The organism is Desulfocastanea catecholica, from assembly GCF_054657295.1.
Genome location: NZ_BAAHYZ010000010.1, coordinates 1 through 26,406, shown reverse-complemented (window position 1 = coordinate 26,406; position 26,406 = coordinate 1). Strand labels below are relative to the sequence as shown.

Sequence of the window (26,406 nt, the reverse complement as noted above, 5' to 3'; positions counted from 1 at the left end):
ACGCGCCTGGAGGAAAGAGTGTCAAGCTGGTTGCCCGACTCCGACCTCTAAAATATGAATCGGAAAAAATAGCCGGCGGTAAAAATTAAAATTTACACATCCTCGATCTCAAACCCTTCAATATTGCGGGTATCGCGGCTAAACTCGACGCCGATCAAATGGATTGGTTCACCGTGGTGACGGTATTTTTCGGCATAACCTTTATCCTTGACTTGCTGCAACGCACGGCCTTTCGGTACCATTTCCACCACTTTAAACTCAAACAGGTAAATATGGCCATGAAAACGAACGGCCATGTCTATCCGGCCCTTGTTGGTGCTGTCCTCCAGAGTAATGTCAAGCCCAAGGGAGGCAAAATAGCTGTAGAAGATGCTGGCGTAGTACCCTTCGTACCCGGCCAGCTGGTTCTTGCGGTACCAGTCATGGGGGATGGAGGCAAAGAAGCTGTGGAACAGATCCCGCAAGGCGGGCAGGTCGTTAGCCACCAGGATATCATAAAGTTTGCTGACATTATGTGCAGGCACCATCGCATCCAGGGATAATACCTGGAGCAGGCTATCATTCAAACTGGCTTGCACCTCTTTATTCGGATAACACAGCGTCAATTCCAACCGCCCCGGAAGATACCGAGCAGAATGAATAGTCAAGTAGCCGGTCTGAAAAAGCAGCGCCTCCACAGGAATATTTCCCAATTCAAAGGTCGAAAGCAACGACTCAGGAGCCATGATGCGTGCCAGATCCGGGGTAAACTGCTGCCGTTCCGCAAGCAACTTGATCAAAAAAGTCGGCGTTCCCGTCTCAAACCAATAGGGCCGAAACTGCCGATGATCAAACAACAATAAAAGATCAAAAGGATTATAGACGGCATCCCCCAACCAGTTGTATCCGTTGTACCACTGCCTGACCTGAATACGGTCAAGACCATCCAATTCCGGAGCAAATTCAGTATCTACATCATGATCGGTATAACCACAAAGAGCGCTGTAACGAGCATCCAGTGTTATATCGTGCAGATTATTCAGGCCGGAAAACAGGCTTACTTTAGAAAATTTGCTGACCCCGGCCAGGAAAGCAAAACGAATATGCGCATCAGAATCTTTGATTACGGAATAAAAATCTTTCAGCCCTTCACTGATTGCATATGCTGCATCCGGTTCTTCGATTCGATCCAGGATCGGTTTGTCGTATTCATCAACCAGGATCACCACCCGTTGACCGGTCTGTTCATATACCCGTCGGATCAAGTCAAGAAAGCGGCTACGGGCATCAGAGAACTGTGGCTTGAGGCCAAAGCGCCCTTCGTGGTAGCATAATTGCTGATGCAGGATATCACCAAGTTCGCCTCGGTCGCCGACGACCCCGCCGCCAAAGCTGATCCTGATAACCGGATACTTACGTATCCAGTCCCATTTGTCATGGCAGTACAGCCCCCGAAAGAGCAGCTCGTTGCCCTCAAACAGCTCTTTCAGGGTGTCGAGGAACAGGCTCTTGCCAAAGCGACGAGGACGGGAGAGAAAGTAGTAACTCCCATTTTCAATCAAAGTGAGAGCAAAAGCTGTTTTGTCAACGTAGTAATAATCCGTCTCACGAATCTTGGCAAAGGTTTGCACCCCTATCGGCAGTTTCTTTCTCATAATTCATCTCGCTTATTAAACAGCACCCCGGTTGACAAGAGATAAAGAAGTTTTTTAAGCTTGGAAATCTTCAACGTAAATATCGGAGGCTATCGTCGTAAATCTCGGAATATGTCAGCGATAAACATCGCGACGATGACCGATTCGAATAACCAGCACAACTAATTCTTGATCGTGCACCTCGAATACCACACGATAGTTGCCGATGCGTATACGGCGTAATCCTGAGAATTCGCCCTTCAACACGCCTCCGGCGGCAGGATTATCTTTAAGCAGGTCGATGGCTGTAATTATGCGCAGCCGATCTTCCTTTGGCATCTTCTGCAAAGCCTTTACCGCGCTCTGCTTAATCCTGATGCAGAAGCTCACGCTTAACAACCTCCCAATCCAGCACAACATCCGCGGGGTCCCGCAACACCTCAATCGCGCGGGCGATATCCTCAAAGTCATCCAGATAATATTCTATTGCCTGCCGAACGATGTCAGCCCGGGTCCGACGCAATCGAAAAGCCGCTTCATCTAATAAAGCAACCAGCTCATCGGGTAATCTCGCAGTAATTTGACTCATTGCCGCCCCCTTGATAGGTAGTGTGAAAAATGTTATCAGATGTCATTGAATGTCAAATGGTACGCTATATCGTTACCCATGGATAAGCAATAAAAAATCAACATCGGAATTCTATGGCGGGGACGCTCTTAAATAACTAGTTTTATGCTTGACGGCACCATATGACCACCATACAATAGTCACATGGTGCATATGTTGTAGTTAAAGTAAGGAGAAATCATGGAAAATATCGTATCGAAGTCATGTTTCAAACTCAAGGCTCTTAAGTTTTTCCGCCAAGTACAAGAGACGGGTCAGGAGTTAATAATTACAGACCGCGCCAAGCCGGTACTTAAAATAATTCCATTTCAGAAACAACCCCAGTCAGTTCTGGAGGAATTGCGCAATTCAGTTCGTCGCTTTGATGATCCACTAAAACCCGTCGGTCAAGATGATTGGGACGTCCTGAAGTGATTGTGTTAGACACTCATATATGGCTTTGGTGGATAAGCAACCCTGAAAATCTTTCAACGAGTGCGACCAAGGCCATATCAAGAGCAGTTGATGAAAATGGTATCGTTATTTCAAGCATATCGACATGGGAGATAGCGCTTTTAGTTGATAAGGGGCGACTGGAACTTACAATTGATGTTCGAGATTGGGTCCGTAAAACTGAAGGTTTGCCTTTTGTTCGTTTTGTACCAGTGGATAATACCATTAGCTTGCGATCTGTAACTTTGCCAGGCCACTTCCATCCTGATCCAGCAGACAGGATTATTACAGCCACGGCAATGACTATGGGTTTACCTCTTGTTACCCGCGATAATAAGATAATTGATTACCCGCATGTCCAGACTATCTGGGATAGAGATTAATCAATAAAAAATCAACATCCGACCTTCCCTTCTGTTGTCGTTGAGCGTTGTCGCCGACTCTGCTTAATTGATTACAAGACTTGGCACCGGACTGTACAGTCCCTCCCGAGACATTGGCAAAGGCGGCAATGGTCTCAGATTCACCGGCGGTAAACAGAGTCACTTGACCGGTGCTCTCCAAAGTCGGCAACGACAATCAAATGTAAATCCCTGATATTCTATGTCATCAGCCTTGTTCGTCTACATTCACGGTGTGAGTGGGGACGGGCTTGACAAATGGGCTTTTGGCCAATGACCGATGCAGATGAATTCGAGGTTTACGTGCCTGGCATCTTCGCTATCGCGATGTCCGGTCATATCAATTCTTATCTTTTGCAATCTTCTCTCCCCTGATGACCGCATAACCTATCCCAGGGGCACTCATATTAAAAGTTCGGGCCAATTCCGACAAAGACATGCCCAATTCCCTGGCAGCCCAAAAGCAAACCAGACTTCTGGCGCTGGCGATGAGGCACTGGCGACCGGGTGTAGAAGATTCCAACACTCTCTATTTGAAATGCATAAGCATACAATCCTATGCATGTGAGTCCATAATGGCAGGCAAGACGGGCTTAACTTTTTTCCATGTTGTTGAGTCATGGGCAGCATGCCATAATTCATAGCTTTGTTGGAGGTTCAACCATAATTCAGGAGTAGTATTAAATGCCCTGGACAACCGTAAGGCCATGTCAGGCGTCACGGCTCCATGTTGATTAATGATTTTTGATAAAGTTTTACGCGAAACACCCAATCCGGAAGCCATGTCCTGAATGGTGATGGATAATGGTTTTAAATAATCTTCCTTTAAGATTTTTCCAGGGTGAGTTGGTTGTCTTTTCATTGCTCTCGTTCCTATATGATATCTCCTAATGAGGAGTCGTCATAATCGACTATCTATGCGTCACCATTGATGAACTCAAAAATTACACGCCAGTTACTTAAGAGCGTCCCCTTCCTTCCCTATGTTTGTGTGTTTTTGACCTTTGTTAATTTAATTTGATGATTTGATTCAGCCGCTCACATACCTCAGTGAAATGTGCCTTGAGGAGCTTTTTAAGTGGATGCGGCTTAGCCTTGCGCACACGCCAGTCGAATGACTTTGGCTGATGGCAGAGCACGAAGCTGGTTTTCCCCTCGTTGTTGCGACCCTTAACTTGACCAACAGCAAGAGCAAAGGGGTTATCGGTATTGTATTCCGCTGTGGTCATAGGTAAACCGATAACCAGCGATGTTTTGTTGTTGAAATTGCGCGGAGAAAGCACAAGAAAAGGGTGTACATCACGCATTTCCTGTCCTGCCTGGGGATTGCAATCAATCCAGATAATATCCTGTCGATCCGGCACCCACGGGCCGTCTATGTCTTTGGCGTTTTTGCGTCCCATCACTCCCATTTCTCGGCCCCAACAACCTGACTCTGCATTACCTCGCCTCCATGTTTAGCTGGGTCAAACCTGGTCAGGCGTTGTTCCAGGGTCAGAGCAACATCCTCAATGGGCCGAATAACGATAGTCCCGTCTTCCACCGAAATGCGGACACGCTGATCGACATGTAAATGTGCAGCCTTTGCCACTGCTACAGGCAGGCGAACACCAAGATTGTTTCCCCACTGTTTGATATTCAGCATTGCTTCGGTCATGTTGATCACCCATTGTTATATAGTACGTTTCAGTTGTGCTTGATGTTTATACGCAGTTTAAACAAGAGGAGCCAATTTGTCAAGGCCAGAGCATTAGAGCATTATGGCGGGGACGCTCTTAAATAACTAAGTTTAAATTCTTATCTTCTGCAATCTTCTCTCCCCTGACGACCGCATAACCTATCCCAGGGGCATGCAAATTAAAGGTTCTACATGATGCAAGGTTCCGGGAGCGTCTAGTCTGGCTGTTCGTGGCATGGGGGATGGTAGCGATGAGGAAGTGACACGCTCAATACCCCACAGGTTTTACGGTTAAAACCTCCTTGGCGAAATTACCATGGAGGCCAGCATAGCGCCAATCGCTAATACATAAAGCCAAACAGCCACAAAGGCAGCTTGTTTTTAAATCCAACCTCTATATCATCCGCCACCACGTAACTGTTCTCAACGTCGTTTATCTGCTTAAAGTCCTTTCCTTTACCACCAATCTCAAAGGTAGTGTATACCTCGAAAAGCTGAGAAGACTTTATCTGAAGAAATAATCTTTGCAACAGAGGGTGTGATATGGTCATCCTGGCTCTTCATTTCCTGGCAAAATATCATCTTGCCAATGCGGCCTGAATTGAGTAGACATCAGTGACATAACAAAACAGGACACAGTTACGATAACAAAATGAAAGCTGAAAAAAGGTTCCGGCTACCTACGGAAAGCAATCACAATTTGCAAAAACTCACTCATGGAGAATCGAAGGTAGATGAACAGCAGTCTTTTATTGACCATTACCGCAATTTTAGCTGGAGTTACAGCCCAGCCTCAAGCCCCCCCGCTAGATTTTGTCCAAATCCTCCAAGCAGCTTATGATAATCATCTGAGTGATATCCAGGTTCAAGGGGAAGGTGTTGTTACAAGACTTTTGCCCGATGATCTTGAGGGAGACCGACACCAAAGGTTTATTTTGCGAGTAAGTCCAAAACAAACGGTACTCATATCACACAATATAGATATTGCACCAAGAGTTCCCAGCTTAAATATAAATGATACTGTAGAGTTTTACGGAGAATATGAGTGGAACACGGAAGGCGGTGTCATCCATTGGACACATCATGATCCAGATGGTTATCATTTAGACGGCTGGATAAAATACTCTGGCAATACATATCAATAACATAGTCCATAGCGAAATACATCCGGGGACATATCCGGCCAGGCTTGTCTTTTTGCCAATTCGGAGAGCTCTTTTCTGATCTCCTCAATCAGGGAATTCAATCTGGCATTATCAGGTAATTTTCTCATAATCCGGGTACCGGCTCTACCAAGCGAGGCAATATCTCTACCAAAAATTTGCCCAAGCGCGGTAAAAGATGGCCCCGACAACTCATGGACAAAATATGCTGCAACCAAAGACAGGAGGCGTTGTTTCCCCCTGTCTTTGGTTTTCAGATTTATATTTAAGGTCGTTGGTATTCCTTCCACTTATCTCGACCTGTAGCAAATTGCTTCACTGGAAGATTTTCCTGTGTGATCTCAACTATTTCACCGGTACTTGTCTGAATAAATGCTTTGACTTTCCCCTTGGCATCAGTGCCGCTACCAACGAAGAGGCTCGGAGTTGTGGTCATACCGAGACCAAGTCCTATTTTATCTAGGACGTAATCCCCACTACGTCCATTTTCTCCAAATACATTCTCATGCCATGGTGTGCCCGTCTTGTAATAAGGGGCATACAGAAAAGAATTGCCCTCCCCTAAGCAGAGATCATCTGACGGTTGGTAAGTGGTGAAAGTCACTAGACCGCCGAGCAAGGTGGCTTGACCAAGATTTCTTTCTCTATTCTCATAATCGGGAAAGAAATTAATGTACCAACCATCGGCACAATTTTTGCCTTCAGTGCAGCTGCTATTGCCGTAATTTAATTTGTCACCGGCAATATAATTTTCCAGTTCGGTAAACGTTGTGACACCAGATGGAAGACAAGTATTGTTAACATCACTACATGCCAATTCGGAAATGCTGGTATCATTAATAGCACTATCCTTCACCAGGATTTCATCAGCCCGCCACAACCCTTTAGATCCAGAACTTTGACTAACCGTTACAGTGTCCCAAGTGAGTTTTTTTATAGTATCCACTGTACTTGTAGCAGGTGTTATTTCCATTGGCTCTTTGATACCATAGAAACTTTGTTGGGTTGAGTCGATTTTATCCTTTGCATCAAAAAAACGACCTGTGCCAAAATAGATCCAATAATTATAACCATCAGTGCCGACGGAAGGGGCGGCAGTTATCGGTTGAATTGGATTACCAGGTACAGTGGGGGTGCCGCCCACACCACTGAGATCAAGCAGGGGCTTTATTTCCCAAAAACCAGGTGTAGTAGCGTTGTCTACACCTATTTCATGCCCACTGCCGTTCATTACCATTCGAAAGAGCTGTCCCCCTCCATTCCAATCGGTATTGACATCGGAAAAATTGCCCTCCACCGTGCCGAAATAGACCGCATCTGAAATATACGTGCCGTTGTTAGCCGGATTGATGTCAAAATCGATGGTAATCATATCGGACACAAAACCATTCGACGCACCTAATGGTTTTGTCCATGAATAAGCATTTCCCGTACTCAAATCCTTGGAAATTCGCATGGCCTTGTTATTACTGACCATATCTTTGAGGTCCAGTACACTTACCTTGGCTGGCTGGTCACTCACGCCTTGCAGCCCATAATCCCCCTGTGGGCCGCTGCCAAACACCAAATACCAGTTACTCGTGTTCGTCGTTTCATTTTTCTGAACAACCATGGTGGGCATGACCGTCGAATAGCCGAGATCGGCCCATTTATATATTCCAGCATAGAATTCCTGGGTCATTTCGCCAAGTAGTACCGGTGGTTTTTCGGGATCGGTAATATCGAAGATGAAATAGGATGAAATATAAGGTTGTGTAATTGTGTTATTATTTGGATCATTATATGTCGAGGTGGCCTCCGCACCACCAAAACCAAGTCCACCAACCAAGATGGTACCCCAGCCTCCAGGATGAACAGGATCTTCGGTGAAAATCTGCACATCAAATATTCGGGGCTTGAGGTCGACAAAGTATTTATGTTCATATTCCGGATCAGTAAGACACTTAAGATGGGGGTGCAGATTATACGGGACGTAGGCCCACATTTCCGTACCAAGTTTCGGTCCACTATCGTTAACTGGACAACTGCCGTCTGTGTTGACCTTGGAAAGGCAAAATTTCTTCAGCGTGTCGCTGTAAAAACCCGCATTAACCGCATGCAGCATACCATCATTGGCGCCAAAATAAACCATGTGACGGCGGGTTTTGTACTTATCAGCAAACGTAGCATACGAGGCATCATTGTACAGCAGATGATAATTCTCTGCCGGAGCGGCAACCGTTTGGGGGGTAGAATGGATGATATCGCCAAGCCGCCAGGTGAATGCTACAGTGGAGTCATTTTCCTCCCGTATACTCTGTCTGCTGCGATAATCTGCAACACTGTCATCGCCACGGATCCAATTAATGATATCGTCCACCACAGCAGGGCTGTCTGCATTGAACTCATTGCACAAAGCGCTCAAACCGCCGGAGGTTCCTCCGCAGGTCGCGGTGTCATCATTAGCAGCCACGAAAGGAACCACCTCGGAGCTGTTGACAATTCCATCCTTAGTTCCGTTCAAACCATCGCTCCAGGTAAAAATATATCGCTTCGAATCATCTGATATGAAATTAGTTTCACTTCTGTTTGTTTTTACGTCCTCCAGACTGGAAAGAGTGTCGTTGGCAGACCAGAGGTAGTCAATATTTTGCAGACTTTTTCCACCGTTACTATCACCACAGCTGCTCGCCCCAGCGATCAATATCGGAGCTTCACTGCAGGCCCTTGTTTCTTCCTGATCGGTATCGTAATACACGAAAACTCTCTTATCATCAGGTTCCAGATCCAGAGCCCTGTTTTTATTGCTATCTTCATACATAAAGCCGTTATCGTCAATAAATAGCCCATGCACGTCACCCACCCATTCAATCGTGAAATCATATGTCTTTTCCTGGTCCCAGCCGAGGGGGGTACCCTGACGCACCAATTTTTGCCAGAAGATTGCCTGGTAGATGGCACCCTCGCCACTGCGGGAAGAAGAAATCACCGAGGCGGCGGAACCGGCTGAAGCTCCAATTCGCATGTTGGCAAAAGCTTCGCCTAGCTTAGTACCCAGCTGGCTAATGTCATCTGCCAGGTAGGGCACGGTACCGCCATTTTCGGCGGTCTCTGTCATCAGTGTGACGGCCTCAGCAGAGCCACGAAGGGCGACAACAGAGGTTTTAATAGGCTGGTTAAAATTATCGTCCGCGACGACGCTGTCCTTCCAAATGTCGTGTTGTCCATAATAGGCCAGATCTGCCAGGTAAGTGCTGCCATGGAGAATCTCGGTTCGACCTTCATAATCGACGTAGTTATATGTGGTTTCGACGAAATCTTCCATCGCTCTATTCTGATCGGCAGTGGAAGTTCCATCGGTGATTAGCAGGATATTGTTAAACTGGCACCAGTCGATGACAGGATCAGGACCGACAATAAAATCAGAACCATCAAGTCGCATCTCGCTATCCTGGCGATAATAGCCAAGGGCATTGTACATGGCCTCGGCCAAGGGCGTCCACGTATCGGCGACAATGTTGTTGATATCCTCAACCAGCTTCGCTGTATGATCCGTTCCCTGGTCAATGTCGGTAATTATTCTACCACCGTCTCGAGTAGTGGGATCCTCACAGTCATAGGTGACATATGGGTCTTCTTCCGGAAGACACTCGCTTTTTGCGCCATCCCGGTTAAGTTCCATAACCCCGATTCGCAGATAGGCAGCATTTTCTTGAATCAACCCCGTAGGGGCGGTATCTTGAGCTATCGATCCGACCAGGACAGCCAACGGTTGTCCTAATTGTCCAGAAACACCGGAATCAACCATCATCGCGGGCAGGTTCCAGAATTCGCCTGTTGCATCACCCGAACCATCTACCTGATCACTGGGGTCAACCACTTCGGGAAAATCAATCGATCCGCAGTAGTCACGTAACCCCTGGTCAACACATTGATCGTTCGTCCAGCCAACATCACCCACTACTCCACCACCGGTGCAATCTTTAATCCTTACCCAAGTAGTATCACACGTATCTGTCTTTTTATCATATATACCGTCACATTGATAGACAAAGCCATCAATATCGCACCTCGGATTACCAGTTGCCTTCTCATTCTTGCAGACTCGATCCACACAAACTAAAGGAGATCCTTCACCAACTGGATCCCAACAGCGCCCCACATAACCACGCACAGAAAGTAGATCAGTCACGGGTCTAGTGTAGTCGCCAAAGCAAACGTAACCACTATGATCCGGCTCGATACTCGCAGGTAAAACAGCTTTATAAACATTCGCACAATCGTTCATGATACGGCTGACCGAGCCCTCCCCCGGTTCCCACACCCCATGTTTTGCCAGATACCAACAATTCTGTACCGAGTGATTAAATGCCGACTCTGAAGCCGTCTCCGGAGTATTACCCCCAGGGGTGTACCCCATGCATTCGTCAATATAGCCTTTCAATGTACCTAATGCGGGGTCACCTGTTCGCATTTCATCAACGGCCTGCTGACAGGCGGCATGGTTATATCCCTTTTCCGTTACCGGGAATAGTTCTATACGAGTGGCTGATCCCTCCTCTTCGGAAGTAGGCGGTCGAACTGCCAGGGTAAAATAACCACCCCCAACATCAAAAGCAGTTTTTTTAATAAAGCGCCGCTCCAAGCAACCACGGGATTCCATGATCAGTTTCCCGTTCTCATACTTGCCACCCGTGAGAACCTTTTTTTCAATATCTAATTTGGAGGCCGCCACCCAGTTGAGAAAATTCCCTTTGGCGACGAGCGAGTCAAAGGTCTTCTCAGTGGCTTTGAGACAAATATTGTTTGCACCATCTACAGTTCCATCTACAGTCTTACGATTGGTAGCCACGTCACACAATGACTTTGCCTCGGCATCTGTCTTGGTTACAAACTGGGCACCTTCGTAGGCATACCAGGAATCACTCTCGAAATACCCGGTATACCCATAAGTCGGATCGTATTTTTCGCCACCAACATCATCATTACCATCATAGCAGTAGTCGCTATTATTCACATAGGCCAGATCATACATACTGGCCGAGTTGTCGATGATCAACAGCAAATTAGGGTCTCCATCGGGAGGGAGAAACGGCGGGATCCCGGTACCTGCATCACAAACACCGTCGACTGCACCGGCAGTATTCCCAACCGAAAGGACCAGTGTCAATACAGCTAACAAGATCGCGAACCTTATAGAAGAAATGTATCGATACATAAACTCACCTTTAAAGAAGATTGTGCAACCCTGCGACTCCTGGTCAGACATTCCTGAACTCCTTTTTTATAAAAATCCTACGAGAATAACTTCAACCACACCGGAATGATCTAATAAATACAGCTTCCTTCCGTACCGATGAGATGACGCCAGCCAGACAGAATGATCGCTTCGCTACCCCTCGGTCCCAGAAACTGTGAATAAACATTAACAAATGTGGCGACGCCACCCTGCGCGGAAGCCTTGCCCTTTCCTTCATAACCTGCAGCCATCTGCAAAGCGCCGCCCGGCAATACCTTAGTTTGACCGCCAAAATAGAGATACCCGACATCCAGCGTTGGAAGAGCAACATTGGTATCAGATGGATAGGCAGCATCGTACTTATTGACAGGGTCGTTGAGCTTGGTTTTGATAGAGTCAACACTCATTGGCGGATTAGATGAAAACTTCATATTTCTAACTAATATAGTACCTTCGACGGGATCAGTTTTTTTGAACCCGATGGGGCAGTTGAAATTCTGTTCGAGCAATTCAACTCCAGTCGAAATTCCACCATCTGCTTTGTAAAAAGACCGTTTAGCATTCCATTCATTGCCGGCGATCTGTTCTTCGAATATGGAGGTATTAAGGCCGGCTATACCTATAAGAGAAAGGATCACCATAACCATCAAAGCAACAACTAAAACAAATCCATCCTCTTCATCTGAAATTTTCTTAAATTCCATATTACCACCTAGTGAAACTTGTATTTGATGTATTCCAATTCAACCAGACTTCCCGTACCTGCCCGATGGCTGGTAACGACCATTTTTATGGTCTTTGTGTTGGGCAGTGGGACATTGTCAGCAGACACATCCCAGGTCACAGTGTAAACGCCATCAGGTGAGGTTTCACCAGTGCCAACACTATCTTTAACATCAGCATATGGAAGAGAAATCAAATCTTCGATCTTTTCCGATGCCCAGGTGACAGCTGTCGTTATACGACTTGCAGTATAATTCTGGCCAATTGTTCGGGTTTGCACGGCATAGAGTCCAACAATACCTAAGGAAAATATAGCCAGGGCAATGACGACTTCCAAAAGTGAAAATCCATTATTGTCATTGAAATATTTCATTATTATAGCCCCATGTTACGGCAGTTGATCGTTGTAGTCAGTAAACGTCGACTGATGCTATCAGTAAAAGGCCCCCAGGTCACAGCTGTGCCAGTTGGTGAGCCCGAGTCATCCGGCATTGGTACAGCAAAAGAGGTTGTGCGGGGAGTTTTCCGGTCCGGCGTGCTCGCACGCGCCAGTAGCGAAACTTGCACGGCTACTATATCATCAAGTTGAGCTGCGGTAGGTGATGAAGTGGGGGCTGTTGGAGACGGGAACATATAGACAAAATTAATTCCGTCTATATGTTCAGCAACAGGGTCATTAAGTGTCGGGGCTTTTCGGCCAAGTTTGTTCACTCCATCTGCATCTGTGTAAATTGAATACGTCACATTTTCACTGGTGCCATCACATTTCCCGTTTTCATCTAGGTCCATGGTGAAACCAAATGTTGTTGCTGTGGCGGTATGGATACCGGGAACTCCCCCGGCACCACAAGAAGCATCCGTAGCGTCCTCAGGATCGTATCCGGCCATAAGAGTTTCACTCCGTAGGTAAGCCATTCCCGCCCTGATATTCTGTTGCATTTCTGCAGCCTTGCCCTGTTCTGTGTAAATTTTTGTCTGAATATTGTAGGCTGCATATATTACGCCTATAACTATTCCTGCCATGGCCATGGCTGTCATTAATTCAATGAGTGTAAATCCACTTTCAGTATTTTTCATGGTTGTCACAAATTCTATCTTCAGTGAAAAATAAATTAAATTATTCTAAGGAAATATTCCCGCTTCTACTAACTTTTAATTCAAGTTGTCTGGGTACGGAATTTTTCAATGTCACTGTTCCATTGGGAAAACTGGGTGGCTTAACATCTGGTAAAAGATTTGGTCGAAATGCAATAGTTGGATCTCCGTCATCATTATCGGCAAAATTAACACCAACAAATTGAACATTTCTATATTGCGACCAAAGCACTTGCGCGATTATCTGTTCTACGCCGTTATGGGAAAAACTTTTATCTGTATCGACATAAACCATATAGCCTTTGTCATCATCAAAAGAAACCGCGCAGTTCCTGTTATTCTTGATTGCTGTCGATTGGGCCTTACGCATATTCGAATACAAATCCCGCCCAGCGCTTTGTAATCCTTTATTTGACAGCCAGGAAAACATATTCGGAATGGCAACGGCGCTCAAAATACCTATGATCCCAACCACCGTTAACACTTCAACGAGTGAGACTCCCCTATTATTTCTTAATACTGCCATGTAGAATTACTCCTCAATGTTACATCTCCAGAGTGCACTGGCTTTTTTGTGCCTGCCATAATATATCAGAGGAAATAGCTGCCTCTGTGACTACCTGTACTGGCTAGCAAATTACGAACCATATAATTACTTAAAAATAATCTATATCCAACTATTTGTTTTTAAACAAAATTAATGAAATTTTTCTCAACTAGAAAAGACATGTTTCAACGCCATAAACGGCAAGCCACTATTAAAACATTTCTCACTATTAAATATTTTAATAGTGTTCACTCAACCCCATACTCTTTTAACTTACTCAGCATAGAAGGATAACTAATCTGCAAATCCCTGGCCGCCTGGCTTGTATTGCCCTGGAAGCGGCGCATCGCCTGGGCAATCAATTTTTCTTCCATAGTCTTTTGTGCCACTTTCAGGGACAGCTCGTCCATGACCTGCACGTTGGCATCAAAACGCCGGTCCATGGTACCCAAATGTGCGGGCAGATGCTCACGTTCGATCATCTCACTACTCGTTAACACCACGCCCCACTGCATAACATTCTCTAGTTCGCGCACATTGCCCGGCCAGGAATAGTTGAATATCGTTTCCATCGCCCCAGGCGCTACCGCCTTTATGCTGGCGGCAAACCGGTTATTATATCTTATGAAATCATAACATAAGAGCGGGATATTTTCCTTTCTTTCACTGCGCTCTGAATAGCTGTGCACCCCCGTGCCACCAGCGCATTTCCAATGCCGGATTCCCCAGAAAAAAACAACACATCGGGATCTTGATAGGAAAAGGACAAGCCGATCTTTTCTGGATTGGTTTAACGGTAAGGTGATCAAGCGATGAAAACCGACTACCGTTAACAATATCACGTTGACCGGCAAATAGACAAATATTGCATGACGTTTTTTTGAAGATAACGGCAGTGCTTGCATCCAGGGCGATAACGACTACCACAGCTCTCGGCTTTTCGCAGACAACAGGAATGTAAAGGTTCGGTGATAAGCAGATACTTTTTCTTCAATGAGAGAATTCATTAGCGATCACCTTCAAGCCGTATAATTTTCGTCTGCGACACCGTCGTTACTTTGGCTAAAAGTATAGCATTTGCCGTTAAGTCCGGCATATCAGTCTGCAGCCAATGCGCACCACCGGAAAGGACCACGCCAGCACAACGTCTGCCGGTAGCGCTACAGAGAAGCTAAAGTTTTTCCTGGGATTCGAACCGGCTTGGAGGCTGGGCATTACTATTTTCTGGGAGGGCAGCTGACTAAACCGCTCGTTCATGTTCCAACTCGGATCGAAACACAGCTTTCTGCCAAAAGGCGATAATAACGAGACTGCTGAGCAGAACGGCAACAGTGAGCAAGACTGCAAGTGTCCCGGCAATCCGCAGTTTTAATCGACTAAAGAGCATCTCTGCGTCCTTGTGTCATTCCCCTGAAATAAACTGAAATTTAAAATTCATACTGGTCAGTTACCCATACTCTCTGTTTTTTCATAGAGAACAAGCTTGTGCCCTTCACCAGAGTGAAGGTGACATTTTTTGTCAATCAACGACTTAATTTTGTCACTTTGCACAGGAGAAATCTAGCGTCACATTAAGCTTTCCCTTGCCCATCCACCAGATCTTATCATATAAATAATTGCAATATAATAACAAAAAATATCTGTTCGCTCGATTTGACATCTGGCATTGATTTTGATAGAACAATGCCAGGCTTGAAGTAGATGTTCCCAGATTTGAAGTAGATGTTCCAAAAGAGGCGTTCAACCCAACAATTTTTTTAAGGAGAAAAAAATGAAAAAACTGAGAATTAATCGCGACGAAAAAGGCTTCACCCTGATCGAGCTTATGATTGTTATCGCGATCATCGGTATTTTAGCTGCTATTGCTATTCCTAACTTTATTAATTATAGGAACAAAGCTTTTTGTTCAGCAGCGGAATCTGATGGTAATAATATTGCTGCATCTATTGCTGATTACTTCGCGATACCAACTCATACAGCCATAAGCGATGCTACTTATGATGTTTGGAATTCCGCTTTTCTACCAGATGAGAATACCTTTACTATAGCTGCAACTTCCCCTAATGTTGCTATCACAATTACCGTAACCGATGTTTCGGGACGTTGCCCCACTGATTACATGACAGCAGTCCCAGTAAATTCAGACGGTAATGGATGGCTAAATGGTGTTTACCAAAAGGTCCTTGCACAATAATTTGCTTGCACGACCATCACTATCAAAGAAAGAAGGATTGATTTTCCTCTTTCTTTGATAGTATAACTCCTGATAGAGGACCACTAATTTTCTCATAATTAATAACTGCAGAAATTGACGAATTCTAATAAGCTCAACTCATCATCAAGGATAATCCCATTTTTAGCAACGATTATATTTCTTTGTTACGCTAATACTTTTAATGTCCCCTGGCAGTTAGACGATCCCCCTAATATTACCGCCAATTACCTGCTTCATATTACCGACCTATACCCATCGACTCTCTGGCAAACATTCTTTGCCTATCCCTTTGCTGAGGGAAAGCTGTACCGTCCAATTGCCAATCTCTCTTTTGCCTTAAACTGGTACTTTGGACAAGCTGACCCTTTCGGGTATCATCTTGTCAATCTGTTCGTTCATTTTATTACCACTTTTTTCATTTTCAAATGCATCTGGCTACTCTTATCTTCTTTTAAACGAGATACATTCACAGAAAAAGACGCTTATGCCATTGCGTTACTTAGCACAATCCTCTGGGCAATACATCCTATCCAAACCCAAGCCGTCACATATATAGTCCAACGGATGGCTTCGTTTGCGGCTATGTTCTTTATCTTGGCAATTTATAGTTACATACGCGCTCGTCAGACGGACAAAGTGCAACAATGCATCATCCATACTTTTTTATGTAGTATTTCGTTTATGCTAGCTTTGGGTTGTAAAGAAAATGCGGTTACTTTGATTCCCAGCCTGCTTTTGGTGGAAGTGCTCTTTTTCTATAAAAAAAATCGCATTTCAAATATTTTCTTTGTTGGACTCGTCATTGCCAATCTCTTCTTTTTCTTGGCTGCACTATACTATGCTTTTGACCAAAACTACTTTCAGAATTTTTTTGGCTCAGTTGGAAGCAGACCTTTTTCCATTTATGAGCGACTGCTGACTCAACCAGTCATTCTTCTCTTTTATCTCTCCCTGCTTCTCTTTCCGAATCCGGCGAGATTATCGATAGATCATAGTATTCCCTTGGCGAACTCACTGTTCCACCCTTGGACAACATTAGCCGCTATCCTGTTCATAACAGCACTGCTCCTTTTGGCAATCCTGCGTTACCGGAAGAATCCTTTACTCTCTTTTGCAATTCTGTTTTTTTTCGTCAATCATCTTATAGAATCAACCATAATCCCGTTAGAACTGATTTTTGAACATCGCAATTATCTGCCATCTTTTTTTCTCTTTCTCCCCATATCCGCTGGAATATGGCATGCACTTAAAGTCTACGCTCGCACAAGAAGGATAATATATTTTACATTATTAACGGCGATTCCATTTATTCTGATTGTGATCGGATTTGGTACATACAGTCGCAATGCCGTATGGGCGACTGAAGAATCACTCTGGTCAGACGCACTGACCAAAGCGCCATATAACGCCAGACCGTATGCCAAACTTGGTGAAATCTATGGTTGGCAAAAGGAAAAAACTCCGGAAAATTTGCAAATCTCTGTCGCACTGCTACATAAAGCTCTTGATCGCGAAAGCCCTCGTATTTCATTTAAAGCGGCAATTGTCGGCAATATAGGCAAAGTCTATCGAAATTACGGCTTGCTTGACTTGGCTATTGAATATTTCAACAAATCTCTGCAACTTAACCCTGACTTTATTACTTCCCGTTATGATTTTGCAGAATCACTTGTCCTGCAGGGAAAATTTTCCCAGGCTTTAGAACAAATCAATATAGCCATAATCCAAAATGACCAGCAAAGCCGTTTTTTCAACTTGAGGACGTTGATTCTTCTATGGCTTGATCGACCAAAGGATGCCGCTGTCAGCAGCTATCAGGCCATGCATAAGACTTTTGTCAACAAGGAGCGCTATTTTTATAACACTGGTGTAGCGTTAAGTAGAGCTGGACATCATAGCCAAGGTGAATGGTTTCTTAAAAGAGCAATACAACATTTCCCTAATGATACGAGAATACTCTGCAGCTTGATTGAAAACAGATTACTAAATGACGACACCATTGGTGTGCAAAAATATACGTTGCAACTCCTTAACCTGCAAGGCATAGTTTCTTTTCACCATAATTTGGAAAGTTTAAAAACCGATTATTCAGCCGTCCCAGTTGATATTGATTTGATTATGCCAATCATCACCGAAACTGCAGAACGTACTGTCGCCAAAATGAGAACACATGTTCCAATACACAACCATGAATTTGACAAGTAGTTCAATGTCTACAAGAAGACTTCCATATTTTTTTTACAGCACTCCTGTTTTCCTCCTGCTAATCTTGGGGCTGGTTGACACATCTTATCTCGCTTATTCACATTATCAAAACTACACAGAAATCTCTTTCAACAGTTTTTGCGCCCTCTCTAAGGCTATAAACTGCGACACGGTTTCACAAAGCCCTTGGTCCCTGCTGCTTGGATTGCCACTTGCATACTGGGGTTTTTTCGCATACTTGTTATTTTTGGTTATTTTTCTCAATGCTTTTAAAATGGTAAACGACTCAAAAAAACTCTGGTACGTACTATATCTTCTGGCATTGCTATATTCAGGTACTGCCGTTTATTTCGGATATATATCCACATCAAAAATTAAGTCATATTGTATTCTCTGTCTTGTCAGTTACGCTATCAGTATTTCTTTGTTAGTATATAGTTGGATCATCCTGCGTCGTTTCTGTACAGATTCTTTACTTATTGGGCTAAGAAATGGGTTAAATTATATTATTAACTCTCGAAAACTCAAACTTTCCATTCTGTTTCTTTTTGGAGTTTTTATTGGCATTAAGTTCTATCTTCCTCACTACTGGCATTATTCTTTTTCTCCAAACACAGCTTCAATTCCTGCAGGAATGACTGATGATGGTCACCCTTGGATTGGTACGGCAAATCCGGAAATAATCATTCATGTTTATGCAGATTATCAGTGTTTTCAATGCAGTAAGATGAACACTTTGCTGCGTAAAGTAATAGTTGCCCACCCTGGAAAGATTCAGCTGATTCATCATCATTACCCAATGGACCACCAATTTAATAACATAATTGTTCCAGAACCATTTCATATAGGTTCAGGAAAAATGGCAATGATTGGTATTTATGCTGCGGCTAAAAATAAATTTTGGGAAATGAATGACGCCCTTTATGCATTGGGACGAAGCAAACAACCATTTAATACCAAGGCACTTGCTTCAACTACCGGATTCACCCCAGATGAATTGGCAGATGCTATCAGGAACACAAAAATCCGTGATATTCTCCTTCATGATATACGCCAGGGCATGAAATTACGTATAACTGGAACCCCCGCTTACGTGATCGACGGTAAGGTCTATCAGGGCACAATCCCGGCAGATATCCTTGAGGCGATCAAACAATGAGCTTGCCCAACCGGCTAAAAATTAAGCCTTCTTTTCGTGTGACATATGTTGTCTACGGTTTGACAGTTCTACTTATCCTCCTGTCTTTAGCCACAATACTGCTTGCTTATGTGCCACCCATAAGTCGTGACGCACTAACACATCACCTTTATGTACCAAGGCTTTATCTCGAACATGGCGGTATATATGAGATTCCTGAGCTGGAATTTTCTTATTATCCCATGAATCTCGATCTGTTATATATGGGAGCTATGTATCTAGGTAGTGACATATTGCCCAAGTACATCCACATGTTTTTTGGCTTGGCCACTGGGTATTTGATATATCGTTACATCAAAAAAAGTCTGCCTTCGCATTATGCCCTACTTGGAGCACTCTTTTTTTTGAGCATACCGATAATTGTTAAATTATCCATAACTGTCTACGTCGATCTGGGTCTCGTCTTCTTCACAACTGCAGCAATTCTTCTCCTTTTCAGGTGGATAGAGAGTGATTTCAGTACCCGTTATCTGGTTTTTGCCGGCTTTTGTTGTGGTTTCGCTGTTGGAACAAAATACAACGGCTTAATTGTATTTTTTTTACTGACCTTTTTTATTCCTTTTCTCTACATGAGAAATATATCTTCCAAACAAAGAGTCGCGGCACCAGCAATACAAGCTGCTCTACTCTTCATGGTATGCGCTCTGCTGACTGTATCCCCTTGGTTAATAAGGAATATGATCTGGACCGGTAACCCGGTATATCCATTATACAATGGCTTTTTCAACCCTCAGGCTATTGCTGACACCTTTTTATCTAGCGAGGAAACAAATATTCATGGTGTTTTTTCTACTAGGTATGTCCTATATAGGGAAAACATCTGGCAATTATTGTTATTACCGGTTCGGATTTTTTTTGAAGGCCAGGACAATGATCCTCGCTATTTTGATGGACGACTCAATCCATTTCTCCTCCTGCTACCGCTCTTTGCCTTTATGCAAGGAACAACAAAGGACAATAATAAACAAATTGAAAAAATCTTCCTTCTCTCTTTCTGTTTTCTTTATTTTCTCTTTGCCTTCAACACAGGGTCGTTAAGAATTCGCTACCTCGTCCCAATCATACCTTTTCTTGTCCTCCTGTCCATGTTCGGCCTTCACAACTTGGTGCAACAACTAAGCAGGCTTGTTTCCAATCGGTGCATACAAAAAACATTCTTACTTTTGCCGATAATTCTAATGTTGGTCTACAATGGACAGTACATCCACCAGCAGTTTAACTTGATCGAACCGTTTAGTTATATCAGCGGCCAAGTGACTCGAGTTGAATATCTGACAAGATATCGTCCAGAATATAAGGTAATTCAGTATGCCAACACCACCTTACCAGAGACGGCAAAAATTCTCTGCATTTTCATGGGCCGCAGAGGTTATTATATACAACCAAACCATATTTTTGAGGATAACATCAGGAGTCAATGGCTGTTAGCTTGGCTCGGGGAACCCGGTATGAGCGAAACCGAGATAGCCAAACGATTTAAAGAGCATGGAATTACTCACATCATGCTGCGAACAGATCTATTTCTACAATGGCTTCAGCAAAATCTTACATTGGACAGACAAAACCTTACAGCTAAACTGGCTAAAGATAATTTTATTCCACTCTTTTCAAATTTGAATTATTCTTTGTATAAGATTAAAATCTAAAAAATTAACATTGCTAAGAAGCAATCTGCTAAAATGGCACCAACCAAAAGGTGTTGCTAAAAAAGATTATTTATCACATCTTGTTTTAACTTTTCTATAGAGAAACTCTTAAAAAATAAACACATTTAATGAGTACACACAATATTTTAATATTTACAATTATGTCTCATGAAACGATGCTAAAATTTTCTACAAGGCTGTATAATCAGATAGTCGAGGTCCTTTAACCATGGCACCAATGTCAAAATATAAATATACGTTAGTAGGGATCATGCTTATTGTAGTCGTTTTTTTAATATACTCAAATACGTTCCAAACTCCTTGGATATTTGATGACTACCATAGTATAAAATATAACGAAAAGATACAAATCAGCAACTTCTCATTAGAAAATATAAAAGGAAGTTTTTTCTCCTACCAATCCACTCCAGAAAAGCTTTATCGTCCTTTATCTTGCTTGACATTTGCGCTTAATGCTTTAATAAGCGGGCAAAATGTCTTTGGGTATCACTTTGTGAATATTTCAGTTCATGCAGCAACTTCACTGACCCTAATGTGGTTGCTAGTTCTTGTTTTTAAGACGCCAGCATTTACAAAAATGTCCGAAAGAGAAAAGAATTTTATTATTGCACTAGCAACTATTTTATGGACAGTTAATCCTATTCAGACTCAGGCAGTAACCTACATTGTTCAGCGAATGGCTGCGCTATGCGCTCTTTTTTCATTTATGTCGCTCGGCTTTTTTATCAAAGCCCGACTTGCTGAATTTTGGAAGAAAAAAATTTGTTATATTGTTTGTTGCATAACAGCATTTATGTGCGCTATCTTTTCTAAAGAAAATGGGTTTATAACTTTTCCTTTAATTCTGGTATTAGAATATTTTCTTTTCAGAAAAGGTGACTATAAAATACTTCTTAAAAAAGAATTTATACTCGCTTTTTTAATTTTTATACTCCTAATCACCTTTTATTTTACTTACTCTGACATTTTTTCTAATCTTCTGAAACTGAATGAAAAAAGATCCTTTTCCCTTACGGAGAGGCTTCTCACACAACCAAAAATCTTACTATATTATTTGTCTCTTATATTTTACCCCTTACCTCAACGTCTTTCTCTTGAGCATGAAATAATTATATCCACCGGATTATTTTCCCCCCCCCTGACTTTTTTATACTTGATTGTTTGCGTTTCTTCTTTCTGTGTATGCATTTTTTATAAACGAATCAACTTGTTAATAAGAATTGGCATTGTGTTCTATTTCATCGCTCACGGCATTGAATCAACTATTATTCCTCTTGAAATGATTTTTGAACATAGAAATTATCTACCATCAGCTTTTCTTTTTCCTCCTGTAGCTTTCTATCTGTACCGATTGTACGATCATTTTAGATTGAGAAAAGTGTTTATGTCGACAATTATCATATCTTTTATCACCATCATCATTTTTATGTCTAGCCTCGCTACGTATTCCAGAAATTTTGATTGGTCCGATAGTGAGACAATATGGTATGATGCAATGAATAAAGCGCCTGGAAATTCTCGACCAAAGCAATCTATGGGATATGTGATTGGAATGAAAAATCCTGAAAAGGCCTTGAATTATTATTCAATGGCATTAAACGGATTTATGCATAGCCCAAAAGAAGAAACAGCGTCAACATTAGCCAATGCTGGACTAATTTTTTTTCATCTGCAAAATTATGAAAGAGCTCGACATTTTTTTAAGCTGGCAACAGATAAAGATCCTAAATTTATGTTAGCTAATCATTTCCTAATAGAAACGTATATGAAGGAAGGCAAATGGGATAAAGCAATTCAGGCGATTGACGATAGTCTTACTCCAACCACGTTCAAAACCCAAAAATCTGCTTGTCTTCTACATACTGGAGATTATATACAATCGCTTAGTCTAAGTAGAGAAAATTACAGGAGCAATCCAGACAATCTATACTCATTATTGAACATAGCAGAATCTCTCAGTCTAGCAGGCTATCACAACAAAGCGAATTTATTTTATAACATATATGTCGCTAAGAAACCCAATGATCCACAAGTATATCTAAGAATGTCTAAAAATTATTATTTAAATAGAGATTCTGAAAAAGCCTTAAAAGTATTAACTGCTTTTTTTCGAATGACAGGGATTGAAAAAACTAAAAGTTCTATAGAAAACTTAATAAGCGACACTCAAGCGCCACTGATAGTAGATGATAAAATGATAATTTTTATTCAAAACAATTTTGAAATTTATAAGAATAAATTTCAGATCAGATAATTGTTTTAAATGTTAAAATTTTACCCGCCGCAATTATCATCGAAAATTTTGTTCAAGACTTACTTGCTTACAGCATTCATTAATGATATCGTTCGTAAATATGAATATGGTTCTTAAAAACTATAATCGACATGCAACAGATTTTAACAAATTTTCGCTAAATTCTCTACCAACCATAAGGTCTTACATTCATGTTTCTTGATAAAGTAATAGCTGTTGTCATCCCCGCCTATAACGAAGAAAAGCTTATTGATAAAGTGATTAATACCATGCCGGCCTATGTCGATTATCTTGTGATCGTTGATGATATGAGCCAAGATAACACCGCAGGTGTGGTGAAGAAAATAGCAGAGAGCAATGAAAAAATTGTTTATATTCAGCATAAAGAGAATCAAGGAGTCGGGGCCGCTATTGCAACGGGGTATAAGTGGGCAAGAGATAACCAGATCGATGTTACAGCAGTAATGGCTGCTGATTTCCAGATGGACCCAAACGACTTGGAGCGCATTTTGGGCCCCGTTTGTAATGATAATTGCGATTACACTAAAGGGAACCGACTTTTTCGCGGAGAATCCTGGAAGATGATCCCACACCATCGATATCTTGGTAACTCTTTTCTCTCTCTCCTCACCAAAATCGCATCAGGCTACTGGCATATTGCAGATTCCCAAAGCGGCTATACTGCCATTTCCTTACCGGCTCTCAAAGCCATTGATTTGGAATCAATCTATCCACGCTATGGCATGCCTAATGATCTTCTGATTAAGCTCAATATTTCAAACTTCAGAGTTAGAGATATATCTACCCGGCCAGTCTACAAAGTAGGGGAAGTATCTGGAATTAAAATTCGTAAAGTCATTTTTACTATTCCTTGGATTCTTTTAAAAGGTTTCTGGGCTAGAATGTTTCAGAAATATGTAATTAGAGATTTTCATCCGCTCGTTTTTTTCTATTTTCTTGGGTTATTCTTCGGTACTGCCACTTTAATACTCTGTGCACGTGCATTTATTCTTAAGCTCACTGGAGGTTATTTTCCACCCACAACACTGTTGACAACGATGTTTTCCTTTTCGGCATGCAGTCAATTTACACTCTTTGCTATGTGGTTTGATATGGAAGCCAACAAGGAACTAAAGTAGTTTCTGAGAAAATTTCATCCTAAATTGCTAATAATTAATTACACAATGTTTAATAAAGAAATGTCAACAATGAAGCAAGATCATCACCACATTGTTTATAAAAGTTCAAATATTATTGTTCGTTTTATTGGAAAAAGATTCGCTGATTGCATCACATCTTTGCTACTTGAAATACAAGCACCTAATAAACAGGGACTTGATATAGGTTGCGGAGAAGGACATCTCACTAACCAGCTCATGAATCGTAAATGTATAAAATCAGTTATTGGCTGTGATCTCAACTTGGACGATCTTCTCTATGCGAGAAATTCATTTCCTCATCTAACTTGTATACAGGCAAAAGGTGAAATATTACCAATTGGCGACTCAACCATTGATTTTATCATTGCCACAGAACTCCTTGAGCATGTAGAAAACCCTCGTTTATTACTGAGGGAAATAGTTAGGGTTTTGAAGCCAAAAGGCAATTTGATAGTATCGGTGCCTAATGAACCCTATTTTCATTATGGAGCACTATTTATGGGCAGTCATGTAAAGCATTTAGGTAAAAATCCTGCTCATCTTTCATTTTGGGGTAAAGAGAAATTTAAAAACTTATTACTGGAATTCATGACAATTGAAAAGTCACAAACAGTCTCTTGCTTTCCGTGGCAGATCCATCTCTGCAAGAAGTTTCTAGAAGACAGCACGTCTATTTCCTATCAATAGGATACTCGCTATTGATGAATTAATTAACTTATTATTGATGAAGTTTTTACGAAACAAATGGCTTTCTATTGGATTTACAGCAGCATTAGTTACTGTTGTTGTAATTATCTTCTACCGAAATAAGAAAACAACAATAGACATATTATTCAGTACGGATCGCACTTGGATTTTAATGGGTATTGCATGTTATGGTTGTAATTATTTGGCTAGAGCTTATCGGATACACATTTACCTGAAAAAAAAATTGCCTTTTTTCCCAGAGTGCATAAAAATCACTAGCTTTCACGGGTTCAACTCTTATTTTCTTCCTTTCAGAAGTGGTGACCTAACACTTCCGTTTTTACTCAATTTGTACGGAAAAATTTCACTTACACAGGGCACCAGAATTCTCATCCGAGCCAGAATACTTGATTTATTTAGTTTAGGTATCTTGCTCACTTTTACATCTTTTTTCTCAACACTACAGATTGATGCCATATATCGAGCGATCTTTTTGGCTTTTGCCCTATTCCTTTTGCTTTTTCCATATATTGGTGTGTATTTAATTAAAATAAAAAATCACTACTTCCCTGCCAAATTTAGCTTTTTATTGCTCTCAGAATCACCCCAAACACCAAATTTCTTAGAAACTGTTATCAGCCTAATCATCTGGTTTTGGACAGGAGCAACACTGTTCTGTGTGGTTCATGCCTTGAAAATAAGCTTGTCTTTTGTTGATATTTGGTTTCTTGTTGCAGTTCAGCTCCCTTTACAACTTCTTCCTTTACAAGGCATTGCTGGTGCTGGTAACCATGAGGCAAGTTGGGTTGTTGCTCTTGGAATATTAGGATATACAGCATCTGAGAGTTTAATTTTAGCCATCTCTTCACATGTCATTCTCATCTGCTACGTGGCGACTCTTGGAGTTGTTTCTATTATTTTACCTCTTTCCACCCCTAAATAATGTAACTACTACCCGTTGATATTATTTCCTTCCTATCAGTATCACCACCAATACTATTTTGAAAAACTGCGTTTTGATGCCAAGTATAATTTTGAACATCGTTCACAAAAATGGTAGTAGACATGGCTTATTTAACTCTCTCATAACGCAGCTGAGATATCTGCTCTGAAACCAAGCCTATCATAAAGATGACAATCGACGTCGTAATAAGCAGGGCCGACATATTGGTAAACCGCCCTTCTGTAACAAAGGCAAAACAGTAATATCCCAACCCAACCCAGAAAAGCAAAACACTTATAGGTAGAAAAATACGAAACGGTGAATAGAGTGTGGCAATTTTTGAAATTATCAGGAAAAAGCGAATCCCATCTTCGACAAGGCGTATTTTGCTTTTACCCACTCTTTTTTTAGATTCAATGGGCAGGTATTTGATACTTCTACCACTACGCAGATAGGACATAGTCAGGGTGGTTGGATACGAAAAGGTGTTTGGCAAAAGATAGATGTACTGTGCGGCAGTACTCTTTCTAACCATTCTGAAGCCTGATGTCAGATCTTCTATTTTGAATTTCGTCACAT

24 protein-coding genes and 2 pseudogenes are annotated in these 26,406 nt (G+C 42.2%); 11 read left to right on the top strand and 15 right to left on the bottom strand.

Features of this window, described 5'->3' with window-relative positions; all coding sequences use genetic code 11:
* Positions 1-92 precede the first annotated feature (92 nt).
* The 3 genes from ACYQ8U_RS10730 to ACYQ8U_RS10720 all read right to left on the bottom strand — a co-directional run bounded on the left by ACYQ8U_RS10730 (position 93) and on the right by ACYQ8U_RS10720 (position 2,202).
* Positions 93-1,637, bottom strand: coding sequence for an ATP-binding protein (locus ACYQ8U_RS10730; protein ID WP_459945667.1), 1,545 nt, complete (start codon positions 1,635-1,637; stop codon positions 93-95).
* 111 nt (positions 1,638-1,748) lie between these two features.
* A complete protein-coding gene (locus tag ACYQ8U_RS10725) occupies positions 1,749-2,003 on the bottom strand; it encodes a type II toxin-antitoxin system RelE family toxin (protein ID WP_459945540.1) in 255 nt (84 codons plus the stop codon).
* Positions 1,981-2,202 (bottom strand): ribbon-helix-helix protein, CopG family, encoded by a 222-nt coding sequence (locus ACYQ8U_RS10720; protein ID WP_459945539.1) that lies wholly within the window; start codon positions 2,200-2,202, stop codon positions 1,981-1,983. The genes ACYQ8U_RS10725 and ACYQ8U_RS10720 overlap by 23 nt, the downstream gene beginning before the upstream one ends.
* Before the next feature lie 219 nt (positions 2,203-2,421).
* Here ACYQ8U_RS10720 and ACYQ8U_RS10715 point away from each other — a divergent pair, with 219 nt between their 5' ends.
* The gene (locus ACYQ8U_RS10715) at positions 2,422-2,655 is read left to right on the top strand and encodes a type II toxin-antitoxin system Phd/YefM family antitoxin (RefSeq protein WP_459945538.1); all 234 of its coding nucleotides are present in this window, start codon (positions 2,422-2,424) and stop codon (positions 2,653-2,655) included.
* Positions 2,652-3,056: a type II toxin-antitoxin system VapC family toxin gene (locus tag ACYQ8U_RS10710; protein ID WP_459945537.1), complete on the top strand. Its 405-nt coding sequence runs from the start codon at positions 2,652-2,654 to the stop codon at positions 3,054-3,056. Before ACYQ8U_RS10715 ends, ACYQ8U_RS10710 begins: the two co-directional genes overlap by 4 nt.
* 574 nt (positions 3,057-3,630) lie before the next feature.
* Here ACYQ8U_RS10710 and ACYQ8U_RS10705 read toward each other — a convergent pair.
* The 4 genes and pseudogenes from ACYQ8U_RS10705 to ACYQ8U_RS10690 all read right to left on the bottom strand — a co-directional run.
* Positions 3,631-3,936: a HigA family addiction module antitoxin gene (locus ACYQ8U_RS10705; protein ID WP_459945536.1), complete on the bottom strand. Its 306-nt coding sequence runs from the start codon at positions 3,934-3,936 to the stop codon at positions 3,631-3,633.
* 145 nt (positions 3,937-4,081) lie between these two features.
* Positions 4,082-4,477 (bottom strand): type II toxin-antitoxin system PemK/MazF family toxin, encoded by a 396-nt coding sequence (locus ACYQ8U_RS10700; protein ID WP_459945535.1) that lies wholly within the window; start codon positions 4,475-4,477, stop codon positions 4,082-4,084.
* On the bottom strand, positions 4,477-4,731 hold the full coding sequence (locus ACYQ8U_RS10695; protein ID WP_459945534.1) for an AbrB/MazE/SpoVT family DNA-binding domain-containing protein: 255 nt from the start codon (positions 4,729-4,731) through the stop codon (positions 4,477-4,479). Before ACYQ8U_RS10695 ends, ACYQ8U_RS10700 begins: the two co-directional genes overlap by 1 nt.
* Before the next feature lie 362 nt (positions 4,732-5,093).
* A pseudogene (locus tag ACYQ8U_RS10690) lies at positions 5,094-5,228 on the bottom strand (ATP-binding protein); the annotation flags it as partial.
* 258 nt (positions 5,229-5,486) lie between these two features.
* On the opposite strand from ACYQ8U_RS10690, the gene ACYQ8U_RS10685 reads away from it, so the two are divergent.
* Complete coding sequence (locus ACYQ8U_RS10685; RefSeq protein ID WP_459945533.1) at positions 5,487-5,897, top strand: DUF3465 domain-containing protein; 411 nt, start codon at positions 5,487-5,489, stop codon at positions 5,895-5,897.
* 283 nt (positions 5,898-6,180) lie between these two features.
* Here the strand turns inward: ACYQ8U_RS10685 and ACYQ8U_RS10680 are convergent, their stop codons facing one another.
* The 7 genes from ACYQ8U_RS10680 to ACYQ8U_RS10650 all read right to left on the bottom strand — a co-directional run bounded on the left by ACYQ8U_RS10680 (position 6,181) and on the right by ACYQ8U_RS10650 (position 14,885).
* The gene (locus ACYQ8U_RS10680) at positions 6,181-11,163 is read right to left on the bottom strand and encodes a pilus assembly protein (protein WP_459945532.1); all 4,983 of its coding nucleotides are present in this window, start codon (positions 11,161-11,163) and stop codon (positions 6,181-6,183) included.
* A gap of 59 nt (positions 11,164-11,222) precedes the next feature.
* Positions 11,223-11,837 carry a PilX N-terminal domain-containing pilus assembly protein gene (locus tag ACYQ8U_RS10675; RefSeq protein WP_459945531.1) on the bottom strand — a complete coding sequence of 205 codons (615 nt, stop codon included), beginning with the start codon at positions 11,835-11,837 and terminating at the stop codon, positions 11,223-11,225.
* An 8-nt stretch (positions 11,838-11,845) separates the two neighbouring features.
* Entirely contained in the window at positions 11,846-12,229 is a 384-nt protein-coding gene (locus ACYQ8U_RS10670) for a type IV pilus modification PilV family protein (protein WP_459945530.1), read from the bottom strand.
* Positions 12,230-12,231: 2 nt separating this feature from the next.
* Entirely contained in the window at positions 12,232-12,933 is a 702-nt protein-coding gene (locus ACYQ8U_RS10665) for a prepilin-type N-terminal cleavage/methylation domain-containing protein (protein ID WP_459945529.1), read from the bottom strand.
* Positions 12,934-12,973: 40 nt separating this feature from the next.
* On the bottom strand, positions 12,974-13,477 hold the full coding sequence (locus tag ACYQ8U_RS10660; protein WP_459945528.1) for a GspH/FimT family pseudopilin: 504 nt from the start codon (positions 13,475-13,477) through the stop codon (positions 12,974-12,976).
* Positions 13,478-13,746: 269 nt separating this feature from the next.
* Entirely contained in the window at positions 13,747-14,187 is a 441-nt protein-coding gene (locus ACYQ8U_RS10655) for an AAA-type ATPase lid domain-containing protein (protein ID WP_459945527.1), read from the bottom strand.
* Between the two features lie 551 nt (positions 14,188-14,738).
* The gene (locus ACYQ8U_RS10650; protein WP_459945526.1) at positions 14,739-14,885 is read right to left on the bottom strand and encodes a hypothetical protein; all 147 of its coding nucleotides are present in this window, start codon (positions 14,883-14,885) and stop codon (positions 14,739-14,741) included.
* A 384-nt stretch (positions 14,886-15,269) separates the two neighbouring features.
* On the opposite strand from ACYQ8U_RS10650, the gene ACYQ8U_RS10645 reads away from it, so the two are divergent.
* From ACYQ8U_RS10645 to ACYQ8U_RS10610, 8 genes are all read left to right on the top strand, one after another.
* Positions 15,270-15,692, top strand: a complete 423-nt coding sequence (locus ACYQ8U_RS10645; RefSeq protein WP_459945525.1) for a prepilin-type N-terminal cleavage/methylation domain-containing protein — start codon at positions 15,270-15,272, stop codon at positions 15,690-15,692.
* Positions 15,693-15,806: 114 nt separating this feature from the next.
* A complete protein-coding gene (locus ACYQ8U_RS10640; protein ID WP_459945524.1) occupies positions 15,807-17,918 on the top strand; it encodes a hypothetical protein in 2,112 nt (703 codons plus the stop codon).
* A gap of 4 nt (positions 17,919-17,922) precedes the next feature.
* The gene (locus tag ACYQ8U_RS10635) at positions 17,923-19,077 is read left to right on the top strand and encodes a vitamin K epoxide reductase/DsbA family protein (RefSeq protein WP_459945523.1); all 1,155 of its coding nucleotides are present in this window, start codon (positions 17,923-17,925) and stop codon (positions 19,075-19,077) included.
* Positions 19,074-20,762 carry an ArnT family glycosyltransferase gene (locus tag ACYQ8U_RS10630; RefSeq protein ID WP_459945522.1) on the top strand — a complete coding sequence of 563 codons (1,689 nt, stop codon included), beginning with the start codon at positions 19,074-19,076 and terminating at the stop codon, positions 20,760-20,762. The genes ACYQ8U_RS10635 and ACYQ8U_RS10630 overlap by 4 nt, the downstream gene beginning before the upstream one ends.
* Before the next feature lie 271 nt (positions 20,763-21,033).
* Positions 21,034-23,037 (top strand): tetratricopeptide repeat protein, encoded by a 2,004-nt coding sequence (locus ACYQ8U_RS10625; protein WP_459945521.1) that lies wholly within the window; start codon positions 21,034-21,036, stop codon positions 23,035-23,037.
* Positions 23,038-23,228: 191 nt separating this feature from the next.
* Positions 23,229-24,176 carry a glycosyltransferase family 2 protein gene (locus ACYQ8U_RS10620; RefSeq protein ID WP_459945520.1) on the top strand — a complete coding sequence of 316 codons (948 nt, stop codon included), beginning with the start codon at positions 23,229-23,231 and terminating at the stop codon, positions 24,174-24,176.
* Positions 24,177-24,245: 69 nt separating this feature from the next.
* Positions 24,246-24,884: a class I SAM-dependent methyltransferase gene (locus ACYQ8U_RS10615; RefSeq protein ID WP_459945519.1), complete on the top strand. Its 639-nt coding sequence runs from the start codon at positions 24,246-24,248 to the stop codon at positions 24,882-24,884.
* 37 nt (positions 24,885-24,921) lie between these two features.
* A complete protein-coding gene (locus ACYQ8U_RS10610; protein ID WP_459945518.1) occupies positions 24,922-25,827 on the top strand; it encodes a lysylphosphatidylglycerol synthase domain-containing protein in 906 nt (301 codons plus the stop codon).
* Positions 25,828-25,954: 127 nt separating this feature from the next.
* On the opposite strand, the pseudogene ACYQ8U_RS10605 reads toward ACYQ8U_RS10610, so the two are convergent.
* Positions 25,955-26,406, bottom strand: a pseudogene (locus tag ACYQ8U_RS10605) (glycosyltransferase family 2 protein); the annotation flags it as partial.